We start from the raw sequence: 18,708 nt of genomic DNA on the forward strand, positions 1-18,708 counted from the left end.
AAAAAAATCAACTATTCGACTCCATCGAAAATGCCCTTGTGGTAGCAAAAAAAAAATATAGAAACTGTTGTGGTAAAAAAAATACTGTTAACTTTCATGACTTACCTAAAGAAACACAACAAATGTTTCACGAGCTTCAAGTAAAACATAAAATTGGTTCTCAATATCACCATGATCACATGGGTTACACGCCTGAAATTGTTAGTTCAGTTTTTCAAGGAAGAAGATTTGTTGCTCTCGGAGGTAGTCTTATTCAATCCGATGCCCCAGAAGGAGATTGGGATGAACCGGCAGATTTTTTAACTTCACACCTAAAAACTACACTAGGTAACGAATGGTTTGATGATGAATTAAAAAAGCAGGAAAATGAAAGGCACATAATTTTATCATGGGCAGTCGATGGTGAGTGTTCGGTGATGGACGCCAACAAACCGATTGAGTCAAGAAAACATAATGGTAGCGCTCTTGCTTATTTACATTTGGCGTACGATTTATTTGTTTTACATAATCAAGGCCACATCACTGACAAACTAATATCAAGATTAAAATCTAAACAAGGTTTTAATGGTGCTAGATACGAACTCTTTGTTCTGGCAACTATGATAAGGGCTGGTTTCAACATAGAGCCATTTGATGAAACCCTGGGTGTAGGGAAAGTAACTGAATGTAAAGCGACACATATACAAACCGGGGTTACTGTTCAAGTTGAAGCAAAAACACGTAATGTAAAATATGTCTTAGGCTCTACAGAGGGGAAAGCTAAGAATATTCGTTTGTACGACAAACTCAGAGATGCGATTGAAAAGGAGGTAAACCAACCTTACCTAATATTTGTTGATCTGAATTTTCCAGAGCTGAATGTATATGCTGAAAATGAAAAGATAAAAAAAATACAAGAAGAACATAATAAACTTATAAAACTACACCCCACTAACCTCCCCAATGCTATTATTTACACTAATATCCCTTTCCATTATGCACGTGATTATAATGTAACAAACACTGCGTTTGGTTTAATAAAAATCAATAGGCCAAAACTAAAGCTTGAGAATGAAAACATTATTCTCAATGCAATTAATTCTGCATTAAAACAATATCAATATCTTCCAAGAGAATTTAATGAAAGTGAAAAGCACGCTGAAACTGTAATCAATGCAATAAAAAAACATGCCCAAAGATCATGAATGATCAGCTGAAAACTTAGCCAATCACATACACGCAATTGTGTTGCGCTCATGATAATTAACAAATGTAGATAAAATTGCAAAGTAATCGACAATGAGAATATCTATCTTATATATACAGTACACACACCTTTCGCACGATAAAATTATTCATTATATCTGCATGATTAATAATAATATTTAACTATTTTTATATGTTTAATGCAAAAAAATGCCGGTGAATACGTGATGAATTGTCTAGTGAAAGAAATCCGTCTATCTAATTAGGGAATCAGCCTCCATTTCACCATTAATTCACCAATTAATCACCACAAAATAAAAAATAATCATATATTTATGTTAGGCTAGCGCTCTCAATTAGTGAGCACTACACAAAGCCTAAAACCCGTTAAAAAGCACTTGTCTTGTTACACCGTGGACAATAGTCTTTATTTTTTATCCGACATCTATCCCTTATTACTTTTTGATAAATATGGTTTTGAGGACAAATCCACCAGGCTACTTTTCCACTCCCTGGTGTAACCTGACTAGGTAATAAAGAACCATTTTTAGAAGGGTGCCACTGAATAGCAATTGCTGGATATATTGCTGCTAAGGAATTATCTTCATTTGCTTTTTTACCAGCACAATAAGGGCAGGAATTGCCTTGCACTCTGTCAATAATAGCAGCCTGATAAATATGTTTGTTTTTACACTGCCACCAGGCTTTATAACTACTACCAGCGGTAAAATCAAACGGAGTTTTAGAGTCATTTTTACTGTCTGACCATTCTAATGCCAAATTCGGGTACTTATTTGCAAAACAATTATCTGAACACACTTGATTACCAGAACAGTAGGGGCAACCACTACCGCCAGCCCTGTAGGCAATAACAGTCTTGTATTCATGGCCTTTAGGACATAACCACCAAACGCTTTTACCACTATATTTTTGAAAATCAAAAGAAGATAATTCAGCATTTCTTATAGGGTGCCATTCTTTTGCTACATCAGGGCATAAAACTCCAAAGCTAGTACACTTTGGGCAGTCATTATATTTTATTTGTGTTCTTATTAAGCGAGAATACTCATGTCCTTTTGGACATCTCCACCATGCATTAAAAGTACTAGTTTTAGTAAAGCTAACTGGACTTTTGCCTTTATTTAAAGTTGGGTGCCAATGTTTGGCTATATTTGGATACATCATTTGAATATTGTTATCTTTGGTCACTACTCTTTTGTTGCAATAAGGGCATCCGCTACCTTGAACTCTGCTAATTATTGGGGATTGATAGTGGTGGTTTTGAAGGCAACTCCACCAGGCATTATAGCCACTGCCTTTCGTATACTTAGCAACTGAGAACTCATTTTTATCATTGTCCCACTCATTTGCAAGAGAAGGATAATTTAACGCAAATGAGTTTTCTTTTGATACTTTTTTTCCCGAGCAAAAAGGGCAGTTTCGGCCATTTGTCCTTTTAACTATAGTAGCTTCATATGAGTGGCCAGATAGACAAATCCACCATACTTTAAATCCACTGCCAGAGGAAAAGCTTTCAGGTACTAGGGGCATGTTTTTTTCGTAATCCCACTCTTGGGCAATCCCTGGATAATTAACAGGCAACGAGTGTTGAGGAAGTGGGGCAGGATAATAAGATAGGTATTGATTAAATGTCATACTATTTTGAAATTTGTTTTTCCCTATGTATGAATCAATCTTATGATGAAATTTATTGGGTATTAATTTTTTTATGATTATCAAAAGTTCATTTATAACTTTTTTTGTTATTTCATTTTTACCTACGCAAATATCTGAACTGTCTATTTTATTTAACGGCTTCTCTCTAACTCGTATTAATTTAATGCCTCTGTCGCCAACAGCCTTGTTTTTTTCATTGTCTCTATTTGTCTTTTTCTGTCCTTTATGAAAGTAATACCCATCATACTCAATTCCAATTTTTAATTCAGGTATATATATATCAATTTCACTCCCATCAATAGATTCTCGGTTAATCACTTCATCAAAAACAACCATCAATTCAGTTAAAATTCTAAGCTCTGGTTTTGACGTTTGGTTAGTACAATACTTACACCCAATACCACGAGTTCTATCTCCAATAATAGACTGATACTCATGCCCTCTTGGACATATCCACCAAGCCTTAAAATTACTACCTCTTGTAAAAAATTCAGGCTTAACTTCTCCATTTTTTATAGGGTGCCATTCGCTTGCTAATTCAGGAAATAGTTCTTGTATATTATTATCTTTACATACTTTGGCTCCACTACAATTTGGGCAACCTGACCCCCTTGTTCTAGCCCCTATACTGGCCTTATATTCATGACCTTTGGGACATTTCCACCAAGCCTTGAGTCCGCTCCCTTTTGTATATTCGTTAGGTATCTTTCCCTGGTTTTTGTCAGGGTGCCATTCCTTAGCTATTTCGGGAAACAATGCTAATAAACTATTTTCCTTAGACACTTTCTTTCCTGCACAATAAGGACATGAGGTGGGACCTGACTTTCTTGTTCTTTCACATATTGCAGTTTGATATACATGCCCCTTTTCACAAAACCACCATACCTTTTCTTTACAACCATAGGTAAAATTGCTAGGACGCTTTTTGCCATTTAACTTTGGATGCCATTCTTTAGAAACTTCAGGAAATAAATTCTCTAAGCTATTCTCAGCACATACCATTTTTCCTGCACAGAAAGGACACCCTCTACCAGCAGTTCTGCTTCTAATTGCAGATAAATAACTATGACCTAAATCACATTTCCACCAAAATTTTTTCCCACTTTTTGGAGTATAGTGCTCTGGTTTATTATTCTCATTTTTTTGTAAATCCCATTCTTTTGCTATATCTGGGTACAAAGTTGAGAAACAGTTATCCTTACACGCTTTTTTTCCAGAACAATAAGGACAGCCACTTTTCCTATATGTCCGGTTGGCGATTGTTGCCCTGTAAGAGTGTCCTTTGGAACAACTCCACCAAACTTTTTTTTGGCTTCCGCTTGAAACATCACCAGGAGTTAGTGGGTCATTTTTAATACAATCCCACTCTTTAGAAATTTCGGGGTACCTTAGTATTAAACTATTATCTATTGACATTTTCCTTGCGTAAAATTATTTATCTTTTTAATAAATAATAGACTAGGTTAGTAATATTTCATCGTTTGGGAAACCACCTATTAATTCCACTATTGGCTAGTCTCGTTTAATGAAACCTTAACACTATGCCTAGCGAGTGATTCAGTTTCAAATACTCTACATATAGATTCTATGTTACCTATTTTTAATACAATAGGCTCAGATTCAATTCTAGCTGGATCTAAGATAGCTAGGCGCCATTCATTTTGCCATGCATATTCTTCGAGCTTAGAAAAGCAGCCTATTCGTCCGCTATATTCATTAGCTAAATAATCTACTTTATCAAAAAATTTGTTGGAACATGGTGGAGATTTTTTTCCATTTACACTTTTTGTAATTCTATCTATAAATTCTTGTGGTTGTGTAATTAATATCGCTTTATCACCAAATCCGCAAAATCTTTTGTCTAATTTAAAATTAAAATTTGTCACCTCTAAAAAATTAAGTTCAAATAAGGTCATACAAAATATATTAACTTGATGATCAAAGGGATACATAAAATTAATTCTATTGATTAAGCCTCCAATCGGAACAAGCTTTCCCTCAGAATTAGTTATAGAAATCTTAACAGAATCAGCTAGATAACTAGATGCCACTCCCTCTTGCTTATCGCCACGATTAATTTTTTCCTCAGTTTTTCTATAAAAGTTATATGTATTCATAAATAAATTACCATCCAAGATGTCATCTAAATATTCATCTTTAGTAATTTTAAATAAAAGAACATTTTTCATAAGAACTCATTACTCGTTGAGATATTCTTATAGTGTAGTCTTTCCAACCCCCACCATCTTACAAATCGCTCGATTTCCGAAAATTATGTTCCAAAACTATATCTGAATACTGTAACTACTACTCAAGTCATTAAGTTTTAAAGAACTTATTGCAATGAAAATTTAAAGGAAAGGTGTTATTGGCCATAATATTTCTGCTCGCCTTTACAATGACCGTTAATTTATATTCTGATATCGCTTGCTGCTAAGACCGCTCGTTCTTACAAAGATATAATTAATCAATGATGAACTTTCAATATCTCACTTCGTAGCCATGCTACTTAATTCAGCAAACTTCCCTACCGCTGCCCTTTGCAACTGTTCAAAATCTTCTTGATTAAACTTAAGTAATTCTACTGACATATTTTTAATCAGTGCATTCATTTGAATAATTAATTGTTGACAATGCTGCTCCACAATCTGATTTGATTTTTGTTGCCCCTCATACCAGTGCTGTAGACCAACATGGATTAATCGATTAATGATACTGGACATCGAATCATCATGCTGTATAGCTAGTGATGAAATACGATTGTGTAAATTATCAGGTAATGAAATAGTTAATCGTGACATGATTTATCTCCAAAATTATAGTTCTAGTTCCTTGATTGATTCTTTGGGCTTTTCGTTGTAGCTATTATTCTTGGTGAAATAAAGCTCTTCAATTTTGTTTTTAGGATGTAATTGATCGAATCTCTGATTAGCTTCATAGAGTATTTTCTTATCAATTACAGACTGGATTGATAATTGAGCCTTGCCCATAAAACGATCTTCATGATTCATCAATTGCTTACTTGAAATCACATCAAGAGAAGCCGGCTTTTCATTTGAATTTCTTTGAATGGCCTCAATAAGTTCTTCTTTATTATCGGTGACTAAGGTCATACCATGAACTGCCCTGGAAATTTGCACATAAAAATTTTTTAAAGTAGCACTAAAGCGATGATAAGATTCCATAAGTCCAATTCCATAAGGAGCATCTTTCCCTTGTACTTTGTAATTGGTTAACACATAGCTGTAATCAAGATGTTTTAATGCAGAGTGAGATTGTTTAAGGGTTAAAGACTGTCCCTCTGCAGTAGTAAAAAGAATTGCCTCATCATTAATTTCTTGAATTGTGGCGCATTGTCCATTGCGAATACCGTCTTTATTGAAATTACGTGTCCACATCACTTTATCACCCACATAGAGTTCGAGTGATTTGGCTTCGTAGAGTTCTATGACACGCTCAAAAGGAGCCGTATGTGTTTTGTAATGGGGAAGGTTCTTCAACGCAAATTGAATTGCTTTTCCTTGTTCATTAACTATCGGTAAAACATTGTCTCTAAGATGTGCTTGTGTGATAGTCCCGACTGTATAATAACTCCCTTGCTTAATTCGCCCCTTTTGAAAATCCTGATTAAAACGGATTACATCTCCTTTTTGATAATAAGCAACAAATCGCTGTTGCACCGCTTCAATCGTTTTTGCTTTTAAAACTTTTTGCTCAAGTGATGTACCTTTTAAGACCCCTTCACTCTGAAGGCCTTCACGAATAATTTGAGTAATTGCCTCCCTATTTGCATGAGTGGGAGCAAATAAAAGAGTTTTTTCTCGCTCCTCTGGAATCAACGATAACCAATGATCTGCTATCCACTGAATTCGTTCTTCATGAGTACCTAGAGTTTGCACATTAAGATGCTCCAAAGCCTCTTTTACATTCCCTTTTGTTGCACAAATTACAGCATCTTTTGCTTTTTGATTCTTTTGACGGACAATTTCATCCATGACATTCGTTTCAATCCCATATTCCTGAGTAAGACTAAAAATCCTACCTGTATTAACACTGGGTAATTGTGCTTTATCACCGACCAAAACCAAACGAGCCCCTGTTCGTTCTACTTGCTTTAAAAGCTCATGGCCTTGATGTGCAGAAAGCATCGATGCTTCATCCACAATAAATACCGTTTTAGACAAAGAGGCCGTAGGTGCCTTTTTTAACTCCTGATGCACAATGGGAAATACATCGGTAGAAATACCTGCTTTAGTTTGCAGCTCATGTGCTGCTGAGCTTGCAACCGTTATCCCTCTTAACTGATAACCTCTTTCCTCAATAAGCATCCTTGCTTCTGCAAGCATCGAGGTTTTGGCAACTCCGGCATACCCTTGAATTGCAGAAAAGCGATCGGTTCCAGTTAACAAGGCAACCATTGATTGCTTTTGTGAATCAGTCATTGGATAAGGTAAAATTTGACTTCGCTCACGCTGAAAAGACTCCAGTCGTTCTTTTGATGCAATAGAGGATAACGCCCTTTTATTGTTTTCAATTCGTGCAATGGTTTCGGCTTCTACTGTAAGTAACCAAGGAGTAGTTAAAACTGTTTGTCGTGTTTCAGGGCATTGAGCCTCATACAGATTTTGGTTTATTTTTTCTTGCCCAATTGCAGTAATTAACGTTTCTTTGGTGATGACTTCAGGATAGATGAGGCTGTGTTTCATCGCTTCGTTTAATAAAGTACGTTCACTAAAAACTGCTGTACGCTGACTTAACGTTTCAATAGCAACCTGAACACATGCAAGTGCCACACCTGTTTCCGGGGGTTGTTTATTCTTTTTAACTAAAGCAATGAGCTTCTCTTTAATAGCTGAAAACCAGTTTTGCGATTCAATATGTTGATGGCGGTTTTTGATAAAGTGATGGGCGTCAAATCCAAGAGCTTTAGCACGCTCTTGCCAATCTAACGCAAGTACATCCATTTCTTGATCCTCTTTCCCATGACGTGTTAAAAGGGTTGCAGCAGAAGCACTTTTAGCTCCTGACCACCCTTTTTCTTCCAAATGTTTCTCAATATCCTCTCGCCTTCGTGAAAACTCACGCAAAACTGCATCGGGAATACCATCAATTTCAAACAAACCATCACCAGCCATGCGAAGAGGAAAGCCTGCTTTTTTTAACGAGTTCGCCAAATGCTGTCTATAAATCAATCCACAATAATGGGCGTTGTTTTGGATTTGCTCAATCACCCCATGATTTCTTGAGGGGTCGCTGGCCAATGAACGAATCTTTCCCTGGTGAAAGGTCATGTTCATCGTCACACAATGAGTATGAAGTGCAGGATCATTAGCCCGTGAGTTCGGTTGTCTAAATGCTGCCACTAATAAGTTATCCGTCTTTTCATAACAAATTTCACCATCACGTCGAACACGTGTTTGGGCAAATTCACGTTCAATTTGACCAATTGCATATTTAACTGCTTCATCATGAAATCGTACTAATTCAGGTGCTGCTCCTAAACCAACTAATAAGGATACACTTTTAGGTGCTGAAAAAGTCATGTCAAACCCAGGTCGATGCTCCCCTTTTAGGTTTTGCAGCACTTGTCCATTGGGTAACCTTCCTTCGAGCAAAGCCAACATGTGTTCTTTTTCAATCACCCCATTTAATTGAAAATGTGAGCTAGTTTTACCCAACCACTGCATAGCTGTTGCATCACCTGCATAATAGTTAAATGCAGCGGCATAATAGTCTGCGGCACCTTGTGCTGATTTTAGTGGTTGTATACTAAGCATCTTTATCCCTAATCCATATATTCTATCAGTTGGCGTTCTTTCATTCTTTGTGAGCTGTGTTCCAAACCTTGCCCTAAGGACTCACTATCCTCATCCCCACTTGAAACATCCTCTGTTATGGATTCAGGTACATTTCGTTCGATAAAACCTAAGCTTTGCGAATCACGTTGGATTAATTGAATAGGCAACTTTGTCACTGGATAAGGGCCTGGAAGACGCAAAAAACAGGTTAAATCTTTGAGTTCCAAAATTTCGGGATATGCAACAATAGGACGAGTCACACGTTGACTTCCTAAGGAAATACCATCTCGGATGCTGTTGGCACCATAAGAATAATTTTCCCGAGACTCTTCAATTTCCTCCTCCCCTAGCTCACTAGCTACTAGACGCGCCATATCGCTGCTTGGACTGCGGAAGAAAAAGCGAGTGTTGAGTAAATCAAAAATTTCTCTAGCCCCACTTTGACCATAGACCTTAGTTAGCTGTGAAAAGCTTTGCATCCCTAAAAGAAAACAGCCACCAAATTTACGCACTTCAGCGATCGTCTCCCCAAGTAAAGGAAGTTTATGCAAACTAGGTAATTCATCACAGACAAACCAAATACGTCGATCTCGATCTGGCGTTAAACTCAAAAGCGTCAGGGAAGCCATGGCTAACCACATCGACATAAGTGGTTTTAGAGTTTTATGTTGCTCTCCATTGGATGAAATAAACAACCACCCTTTTCTATGTTCATCAAGGATGTAGTCACGAATGGAGAAAGAAGGCTTATTATCTTTCCCAAGACCTGATAAAGACTGCAATGATTTAAGATAAGTCGTGATTACCGAACGGATGGAAATTGCTGTTTTTTCAATTTTACCACTGACTAAAGTGGCTGCAGCCGTTCCTCGCAAATACTCTTCTAAAGTAGAAAATTCACCAGTTAATAAAAGCCGCAATAATTTATCAAGTGAGCGCTCATTATCATGGCGCATGGTAGATGCAACAGATGCAAAAACAGTTCGGGCAGCATTCACCCAAAAAGGATCAGATTCCCCATGCATAGGAATAAGGCTTTCTGCCATATTTTCAAAATCTGAATCCCGAGGTGCTTCACACCACATATCCCAATTAGGACAACGTGCATCAAAAGGATTTAAAACAATATCACAGTCTTCACGAAAATAATGAGTTATAAAAGAGCACCCTTTATCATAAATAATGACCCTATCTCCACGTGCTCTCAAAGCATCTAAGATCTTCATGATGAGTTGGCTTTTTCCAGTCCCTACTGTTCCATGTACTAATAGGTGCTGCACCTCACTACCTTGAATTAAAGGAAAATCATCAATATGAATGTCGGAATGTGCCGCATCATTTAGGATCATTTCTTTTACCTGAGCTGGTGTATCGATTCGACTTCCTCGAATAAACTGATGTTTACTCTGTTCTTTACCTCGGCGAATAAAGTAAATGGCAAACCCTATTCCAATAAAAAATGCCATGCCAAATGCAACTAAGGCCGATTGCCCCATAGTTCTGATGACCTCATTGGCATTATCACGATAATAGGAATAATGAAGAATTTGCTGAACATTTTGCTGGAAGGTTTTTCCATGGAAAGAAAAATGAAACACATGATTTTGACCAATAGCATTTAAAAATTGAGCCCAATAATAAGCAAATGCATGGTGTAGCTTTTCAACAGAAGTGATACTCCAAATAATAACCCCAGTAAACACTACCCAAAGCAACAAGCAAATTAAGGTTAACGATTTAGTAATTTGATCCCACATGCGAAGATTATGGAAACTAATTTGCCCACCACGAGTATAGTGTTTGAAATTAGGCTCATCACGCATCTGTTTTTCTCCTTATACCTTTTAGGCAAAGCAGTAGCTAACACTGCCTTTAAAGTGATTAAAATTAATTCTTAATGATTTTTTATTGGTTTATCTCAAGGGTAACTCAATTTTTTTTCCTTTATGAAAAAACTCGTTGATTAGAGTAAATATGGTGCTTATACCAATTCGACTAATTTCCATACTCACTAGGAAATAGGTAACCAGTAAGCTTCCAAAAAATGCAAATCCAACGAACATAAAGATTGCAGCAGATTCACCATAACTTGCAAATAGAGCACAAAATAAAGCAAATACCCCCAAAAAAAGGTACGAAAACTGTTTTAATTTTTTTACAACTAAAGATCCTGTTTTAAGCCTTTTTTCCAAATGAAACCTAAAAAGAATGTAGAAATTAAGTGCCTGAAACAATAAGAACATGGCACCTGCACTCATAAAAAATGCCATCAATACTGATTCTCCAATCACCTGAGAAGCAGCCTCTCTTGCGAGCCCTTCGTTTGATGGATGAACTATTCCTGCATAAGCAATCGTGATTGAAGTAATAAGCCAAAATATCAAGAGACCATTTAAAAATAATTTCGAGAGACTCCAATAATAAAAGCGAGCAGGAATAATATCGGGTTGAAGACCTGTAATTGCACCCACATCCTCATCAATAGCACACTTTAAATCCTTATAATTCATCCTATTCTCCTTTATTATGAAGTCCCCATGTTCTTGGTAGTTTTTCGGTTAAAATCACATTCTTTTGTGCTCTGACCATCCCCTCTCTCAATGCGGCTTCCTTCTTGTCCATTAGATCATGGTGATCTTTCTTAATCAACTCCTTCCCTTGATTAAGATTTTGAAAAGATTCATCCAATTGCTGGTGAACATTGTGTTTTAATGGTTTAGCCTTATTTTGATCAATTCCTACTTTGAGTAATTGAGCATCGTACTCCAATTCTTGATTATTTTTTTGATAATGAGTCCCTAACTGTTTTCCCATTGAGCTCACTTGATGCTTTTCTTGGCTATAAAAAGAGTCTATTCTTTTATGGATATCTTGAGTTCCAAAGTCTCTAATTAATTCATCGCGTTTGTGAGCTAGAAAATCTTGCCCTAAAGCCTGGAGTTTATTTAATGAGTGCATATCGCCTGGATGGCTAAATAGTTCGTCACGAGCGGCCTCCCCTATCTTACTTGCTACATAGGCAGGAAACGCTTGATTCAGATCGGTATTAATTTGAGATGAATGTGATTCAACATAGCTTTTTGCTTTGGAAATCCGTTCCGCTTTATTTAGGGTTGCATCATAATTATGGCTTGCAGTTTCTGCAGTCCGCAAATCAGCTCCCAATTGATTTGATAAAGAAGCAGCTTGTGAATGATTGTCATCAAAATGATGCGTTTGAGAAAAATGTTTCACATAGTTAAGTGCATCATTAAAATCACGTGCCTCACGTGCTGAAATACTGCCATCCATCCCTGTATGATATCGATCCTGACTTGAAGAGTTGCGATCAAATTTAAGATGTGTATCGCCTCCCGCATTAAAACCTGTACCCCACTGAGCCACTTTACCGAAGATACTTCGATTTGTTTTCACCCCAGCATGCGCACCCCAACCACCACTGGTTAAATGAGAAAGAGCATCCTCTTTGCTTACCCCAGTTCGTTTCGCCACATCCTCTGCAACATGGCTAATCGTCGATAACGCTTTAGAATATTGACTTGATTCACTATTAGATACTCCATCCCCTAGACGCATCTCATGTCCTTGTAATTGGGAGAGTTGTAATGCCCGATGGGCGAAATGAGATAATGCCGATTGATAATGATTGGACTCATTAAGAGCAGCTTGACGTGACTGTTCATACGCTTGGTTCAGTGAGGCACTTAGCCCTTCGGATGTATTAATAGACACTGCACTTCGTGTCATTCCAGGACTGACGTCAAAAACTCTTTCTCCATTGCCAGTAATGGTTTTTAATACTCCGCTTCCCAATTGCTCAGTATTCATCCCATGCATATGCGTCCAATTGGAGTCATGCTTATTGGCTGAGAAATTATTAGCCGTCGTATTATAGAAACTGGTTTGTCCTAGACCAAAAGAGGAGCTAGCAGCTTCCCCTGCCACGGACATACTTGATCCTTGCATGTGGCTCATCATGCTGGTAGCTAAATTGCTGAAAGCACCGCCCAGATTAGAAACTAAACCATGAGATAAAAAGGGAATTAGCATCATTAAATAACCACAAGCTCCTGAAATATCTGCATGCAATTCATCAATTTTATCAAGATTCACCATTGTAAAATGGCCATATTCAGCAGATGTTGAAGCGCCATAAAGAGTCATACCGGCATTTAAAATGGCAAAAAGCACAGGCCAAAATTGCAGTGACATGAAAAATTGCAAATATCCATAAAGAATTCGAATTCCTCCTGGTAAGGTAGTTAATGCAATAATTAAGGGAAAAACACCAAATAATAAAAGGGTTAGACAGGTATGGGTAATAGGCAAAATCCACAATGCTTTTTGGCCTAAAACCTCCCAACTCCAGCGATGTTGTACTTGAGATTTGGTAAATTGCTGATTAACCACACCCGCAGTAGCATCGGTAAACGCTTGATAATGAGCAACTCCGTCCCCCATCGCATTAATCATCATGCTTTGTAAAAAGATATTGCTCGCCGTATCCGTTAAGCCTTGATAATAGTCAAAAGCAGATTTCAGATGGTGGCTAAACAATGCTTCATAAGTCGTATTCTTTGGTTTGCCAAACAAATTCACGCCAAAAAACGTATATGCTTTTTTAATTTCAACATCCAGTTTTTTACGCAAGCTGTATTGTCCGTCAGGTTTGGAGGCATCAGAGCAAGTAACAAGTTTGCCATTCACACTAATCATACGAAGGGGTGATGCTTTAGAGGTCAATAAATTCCAAATATCGATAGAATGCGCTAAATCACTGACACTGTATTTGCGGTTCATCCGAATGTCTCCAACCACGCAGTTCCGAAAATACTCATTCATTTCTTCTTTCAACACAGGATCTTTAATTCGAAAGGAGGTTGATGCCTGAATGAGGCGAGAACCAAACAACGCACCTGTTTTGGTATATTGCAAATCATCAGGCATAGTGAGCAGTGCATCATACGTTTGAGCAAGGCCATAACCAATCGTAGTGACAAGACTAGCACTTAACGCAAACACCATAGGCACATTATCAACGATTTTAGGATTTTGTGCTGAAATGTCGTCAATGAGCACCGATGTTTTAGGTAATAACACCAAATTCACAAACAATACGTATCCTAAAAACCAACGTGCAAAGGCCATAGGATCTCGAGTCTTTAGAAAACCAACTGTTGCCATAACAATGCCAATCAGCGCTGTTATTCGCAGCAATCCTAAAAAACTGTCTTGTTTCATAAAGGAAGCCAATGCATTGAGCACATGTTGAAATAATTCCCCAGCTGCCAAGACATGAATGGTTATCATTACCTATTCTCCTTACCCTGCCGTACTATTCATACTGGAAGCCACTTGCTTTTCAATACGAGCCATGCGCTCAATCAGAGCCAGCTTTTCTTGTAGTTTGCGACCTACCTTAGGATCAATATCGGCTACTTTAGTCACAGCTACATTGATTCTTTTTTGAATTTCTTTAACTAAATCTGAATTCAATTCTGCGCCTGCCGTCGCTTGACTCACCTCTGTGAGCAATTCCGTAAGATAATTAGTCAATAAATCCTGAGCGATTAACATCGAATACTCTTCTATATCCACAGTAGTACTGCCATAGTGCATGCTGTTTAAAACGGATAAAAACTTCATAACAGGGAGTGATGTCATACTTAAGAAATTAAGCTCGCGATTACCGGGTTTTTCATCGTTAACTAGTTTGGTATTGATACTTCGAATAATCTCACGAATTTTAAAAGTAAGAGTAGAGGCTTCAGGGATAGTGATCTCCTGTAAACTCACCTGCATACACTGGTTGTTGGTACCTTTATCCTTACAGCGCCATATTTTTGCAGTACGAGTTCCATTTCCTGTACCAATCAGCACATTAATGAGATCGGCATTTCCAGCCAATGAAGGGACATTCGTCACTTTGCCTTCTTTATCGATAATCAGCGTTCCCGTCAGACTCATCACCATTTCGGAAAGTTCCTGGTCGCTATTTAAGAAGGACTTAGCTTGCAAAAGTGACCATACCAAATTTTTGTTTAAAACAACTTGCTTTTTACGCTCTGGATCTTGGGATGCTTTATTCATTACGTTATCAAAACCACTGCCAGAACAGGCCATACGTGCTTTGACGTAATCACTAAATAATCCTTCTTTGCCCATAGCCGCTTGGTCTTTGCAAATTTTCTGCTGGCTTTCCGCGGTCTTTGGCCAGACCCCACCAACCATGTTTTGTGACAACTGACAGGAGTTGATACTGGCCTGATTGGCCATTTGTTCCAATTGTTGTAAATAATCTCGAACTTGTTTCAGCTCAGGAACAGTTGATGCCAGCATTACATCTACGGCATAAGCGCCAGCATTGGTCATCACTGATTTGCCTAAATCCACAAGCTTTTGTTCGCTTAAAAAACTCATACTTCCGGTGAATAAATCGATTCCCCCACATCCTGCGCGATAGCTGGGGAGGTCTAATTGCACCAACTGATATTGTCGTACTTGATTGCGCGCATACAGCGAACCTCCACCAAAAAATCCTGCTGCTTGTGACTCAAAAGCAGCGGGAGAAGTTACATTGGATGCGTAGCCAATTCCATTAAAGAAATTATCTAAATCGGTGCTGACACTAGCCCGTGTCATTGAAACCACACTCAACAGCACAAGGCTTACCATTAATTTGTTCATAGCATCACTCCACTGCGCTCATAAGATGTAATTTTGGGAATGAGGTGCTCCATACGATAATTTAATTCGTCTTGGGTCATAGACCCAAATCCAACAGGAAACAGCATCTTTGTTTTGGGATTCACCACAAACAATGCAGGATAGGTAATGGGTTTTCCTTGAAATGCTGCGTTAATCCATTCGGTGGTAGCTGGTAAAAAGTTTGGAAATTCAGGCAAGGGTTGATTGTCAAATGCTAAGGGAAGTATCTCTACTTCATTCTGCACAGCCCATGATTTAAGAATGGGCGCGAATAGATGGCAATGAGGACATTGGCTTGCATAAAAGAGAATGAGTCCATGTTCTCTAAAAAAGCCATGGTGTCGGGTTTTGGGTTCTTCTTTGGCTGTATGTTGTAGTACACCCTGCTCCTTGGAAGCCATAATCTTCGTAAACCATTCGGAACTTTTTGCGTGCACAGTGAATGTACTTATAGTCAGAGTAAGTACGGTAATAAACGAACGCCATTTCATCTTTGTTCTCCTTGAAATAGAGTTCCTATCTGCATGAGTCGCTCCATTAATACATCCTGAGTGGTTAAACCATACGCCACAGGTTCTGTTTTATGGAATTGTGGGTTTACCAAAAGGAGTGCAGGAAAATAATGCACGCCAAGATGATTTGCTTGCCCTGAGTCAATTTTTGAGTGAGGGAATTCAGGTGAAATCACCCCATCCACACTAATGGGCATGAAAGTCAAACGAAACCGATGACAAAAATCAGCAAGAATGGGAATTTGCTTGAGATCATAAGGACTTTTACCCCGGTAGAAAAACAGTAATCCATGGGATTTGGCGAGAGTTTTGATTACTTCTATACGGTGTGTCTCACGTACTTCATCAGTGATTTTAGTACCCATACTCGATGTAGGGTGGGTCACTGTATAATCGTATTGGGGATAAGCAAGCATCGTTTTTTGGAATAAGGTTTTAAAATGCGTTGACTCATTGAGCCAATAATCTTGAAGACTCAGAAAAACGCGCATGTCTTCGACCTTTCTGGTGTACCGTGCTTTATGCAGGGCTTCCATGGTATAGAAACGAAGTATCGCATCGCGTTCAGTAAAACTAAGCTGGTTAAAGGGAATACCTCCAGGCGGTAGTTGTCTTGTCTTTTTCTGTTCCTTTTCGATGCTGTACCAAAGAAAACCGACCGGTTTCTCGGCGAACACACCAAGGGAATTAAGGAATATCAAAAGAAAAATGCCCCATTTAATCATGTGCACGCCCCATCTGTTTTAAGCGCTCGATATGGGACTGATTGACCGCAGAGACTTGCCCGTCATCTGGAAGTACTTTACGACTCATGAGCTCTTGAGTAATGGGGGATAAATCCAAAGCAGAGAAGTTAATACGTTCGAGTTCTTCTGGAGTAATACCACGACAATTGGCTTTATTATCCTCATCTTTTGCCCAACCAAAGTGAATGCCTAACTGATAAAAACGTCCTTGAATTTGCAGAATAGAAGCCAATTTGGTAGGAAAAACGCACCACGACTCTTTTTCTTCAAGACAAATGCCTAATTCTTTTTTGGCACAGAACGTTCCTACGTTAAATGCTCGCCCTTCTTCCTTGGCTTTGGCCAGCCGCTTCTCATCCTCACTGCAATGAGTCATGTGGTAACTGCCATGACAACAATTACGTATATTGGCAACCACTTTGCGACAAGTTGAATTGGTTCCGGTAAAAATGGCAGGCATCCCACTGCGAACTTGCTTGGTTGCAACATCGGATGCCACGCCAGCCAAAGCCCCTAGGCGTGACAAGCCTTCCGCCGCATCATCACTTTCTTCTGCAAAAGATAAGTCACACGCTCCATCACTGCAGGGGATTTTGTCAGGACAAATGGTTTTTTCTGGAAAACACACCTGATTCATACAGGAAAATGTTTGGAGAAACCGAGTGCATAATCCATTGGATGCAGTAAGACACTGTGAACTTATTTGCGAACAGCCGGCCTGAAGCAAAGGCATGCAATAACTGTTTTCTAAATAAGAACAGTGATAGTTGGAAGCATGCCCCCAGCAAGGTCTGGTAATAGCAATACCCTCAATGATTTTTGTGGCATTAGGTTCAAGGCATGAATTGGTGTTCGTCAAAATACAAGAATCCGAGGTATTCTTTTCGCAGGCTTGAGTGACCCAAGACTCTTCACTTACCTGTTGCGTCAATGTCATCCTAAGCGGTATCGGTGCCTTAATTATTTTTCCTAAAGAAACCGTCACTGTGGGGTCTTTGCAGGCAGGATTTTTTATGATTTGCAGCACTTTATTGTGATACATCACCACCAGATTTAATGCTTCACACGCAGGGCTTATTTCGGCAAGATTAGCTTTGCTGCATTTTTTGTTGTGTTTGCCACATTGGGCTAAATGAAACGTTGCGCTTCCTTGAGGAAACATGAGCTCGCGAGTAAAATTTTGTGTGAGTGGTTTTAGCGTTACCTTAAGCGCTTCACCACAGGAAATATTTTTATAGCCCACAGTTTCTTCGCAGATTTTGGTCTCTGGGGTAGATTCACAGAAGCCTGGTTCTTTATAGCAGACGCCATTTACCGCATCTTCGGGATGTTCAAGCAATTGTTCAGCATAGCGCATCTCAGGGCTATTCGGATTGTAGCGCCCTTTAGTGCGGGTTCCTGCGTGTTGATAAACTTCTAAAGCATCGGGATTATTAGACAGTGCGTTTAAGCCTGTAGAAGGCAAAGTGTTTGTTCCTTCTTGCGGGAGAAGGCTCGTCTCGTTGGGATATTGTGTATACCCCTTCAATACGTTTGCAGGATTAAATCCATTTAAAGCCTGCATCGCTTGCTCACGCGCCTTTAATACATCGACTGGAGTTTGAGCAAATCCCGCAGTAATGAATAGAGAGGAAAATAAAATCAAGATGAGTTTACTCATCACCAATCCTCCGAGCATCACGCATTGAAAAGTGGGTATCTCCATGTCCTGCAATTCGCGACAATCCTTCTCGAAGAGTTAAATGACCATAAATCACATCAAAGACGTTACCCTCGTCAACAACCAGTGCAGGGACTTGCTGAATCCCAAAGCGCTCAAATAAGGTTGGGTCAATTGCCAGATTCAAATTTGGGATTTGCTTGCTTAATTCCATGACCTTGAGTGCGGTATCCCTCATTGAATCGTGATATAGTCCATTTAAATACGCAGGAATGTGTAACCTGCTGCTTTCTTTGAGTGTCTCCTCCAAAAGCGTATCCGGCATGGAAAAGCTGACAAACACTGATACCGCAGAGGCAACAATTACAGTATTCGCAAAACATCCCAGTAAAAAAATAATTCCTTTTTTTAGCATTTCAAAC

13 protein-coding genes are annotated in these 18,708 nt (G+C 38.7%); 1 reads left to right on the top strand and 12 read right to left on the bottom strand.

Going from position 1 to position 18,708, the window contains the following annotated elements; all coding sequences use genetic code 11:
* The first annotated feature begins 38 nt into the window (after nucleotides 1-38).
* On the top strand, nucleotides 39-1,184 hold the full coding sequence (locus tag ELY20_RS13440; RefSeq protein WP_127059491.1) for a hypothetical protein: 1,146 nt from the start codon (nucleotides 39-41) through the stop codon (nucleotides 1,182-1,184).
* A 388-nt stretch (nucleotides 1,185-1,572) separates the two neighbouring features.
* On the opposite strand, the gene ELY20_RS13445 is transcribed toward ELY20_RS13440, so the two are convergent.
* From ELY20_RS13445 to trbC, 12 genes are all read right to left on the bottom strand, one after another.
* The gene (locus ELY20_RS13445) at nucleotides 1,573-4,278 is read right to left on the bottom strand and encodes a zinc-ribbon domain-containing protein (RefSeq protein WP_110143745.1); all 2,706 of its coding nucleotides are present in this window, start codon (nucleotides 4,276-4,278) and stop codon (nucleotides 1,573-1,575) included.
* Between the two features lie 89 nt (nucleotides 4,279-4,367).
* Entirely contained in the window at nucleotides 4,368-5,051 is a 684-nt protein-coding gene (locus tag ELY20_RS13450; RefSeq protein WP_110143746.1) for a hypothetical protein, read from the bottom strand.
* A 300-nt stretch (nucleotides 5,052-5,351) separates the two neighbouring features.
* Nucleotides 5,352-5,663 carry a hypothetical protein gene (locus ELY20_RS13455; RefSeq protein WP_110143747.1) on the bottom strand — a complete coding sequence of 104 codons (312 nt, stop codon included), beginning with the start codon at nucleotides 5,661-5,663 and terminating at the stop codon, nucleotides 5,352-5,354.
* Nucleotides 5,664-5,678: 15 nt separating this feature from the next.
* Nucleotides 5,679-8,639, bottom strand: a complete 2,961-nt coding sequence (gene mobF / locus ELY20_RS13460; protein ID WP_110143748.1) for a MobF family relaxase — start codon at nucleotides 8,637-8,639, stop codon at nucleotides 5,679-5,681.
* Nucleotides 8,640-8,647: 8 nt separating this feature from the next.
* On the bottom strand, nucleotides 8,648-10,483 hold the full coding sequence (gene traD / locus ELY20_RS13465; protein WP_110143749.1) for a type IV conjugative transfer system coupling protein TraD: 1,836 nt from the start codon (nucleotides 10,481-10,483) through the stop codon (nucleotides 8,648-8,650).
* A 90-nt stretch (nucleotides 10,484-10,573) separates the two neighbouring features.
* Nucleotides 10,574-11,170: a hypothetical protein gene (locus tag ELY20_RS13470; RefSeq protein WP_110143750.1), complete on the bottom strand. Its 597-nt coding sequence runs from the start codon at nucleotides 11,168-11,170 to the stop codon at nucleotides 10,574-10,576.
* A 1-nt stretch (nucleotide 11,171) separates the two neighbouring features.
* Complete coding sequence (gene traG / locus ELY20_RS13475; RefSeq protein WP_127059492.1) at nucleotides 11,172-13,970, bottom strand: conjugal transfer mating-pair stabilization protein TraG; 2,799 nt, start codon at nucleotides 13,968-13,970, stop codon at nucleotides 11,172-11,174.
* A gap of 12 nt (nucleotides 13,971-13,982) precedes the next feature.
* A complete protein-coding gene (locus ELY20_RS13480) occupies nucleotides 13,983-15,347 on the bottom strand; it encodes a conjugal transfer protein TraH (RefSeq protein WP_127059493.1) in 1,365 nt (454 codons plus the stop codon).
* On the bottom strand, nucleotides 15,344-15,859 hold the full coding sequence (gene trbB / locus ELY20_RS13485) for a type-F conjugative transfer system pilin assembly thiol-disulfide isomerase TrbB (RefSeq protein WP_110144289.1): 516 nt from the start codon (nucleotides 15,857-15,859) through the stop codon (nucleotides 15,344-15,346). Before trbB ends, ELY20_RS13480 begins: the two co-directional genes overlap by 4 nt.
* Nucleotides 15,856-16,605: a type-F conjugative transfer system pilin assembly protein TraF gene (gene traF / locus ELY20_RS13490; protein WP_110144288.1), complete on the bottom strand. Its 750-nt coding sequence runs from the start codon at nucleotides 16,603-16,605 to the stop codon at nucleotides 15,856-15,858. The genes trbB and traF overlap by 4 nt, the downstream gene beginning before the upstream one ends.
* Entirely contained in the window at nucleotides 16,598-18,286 is a 1,689-nt protein-coding gene (traN, locus tag ELY20_RS13495; protein ID WP_110144287.1) for a conjugal transfer protein TraN, read from the bottom strand. The genes traF and traN overlap by 8 nt, the downstream gene beginning before the upstream one ends.
* Nucleotides 18,279-18,701: a type-F conjugative transfer system pilin assembly protein TrbC gene (gene trbC, locus ELY20_RS13500; protein ID WP_110144286.1), complete on the bottom strand. Its 423-nt coding sequence runs from the start codon at nucleotides 18,699-18,701 to the stop codon at nucleotides 18,279-18,281. Before trbC ends, traN begins: the two co-directional genes overlap by 8 nt.
* Nucleotides 18,702-18,708: the final 7 nt, after the last annotated feature.

The organism is Legionella qingyii, from assembly GCF_003990155.1.
GTDB lineage: Bacteria > Pseudomonadota > Gammaproteobacteria > Legionellales > Legionellaceae > Legionella > Legionella qingyii.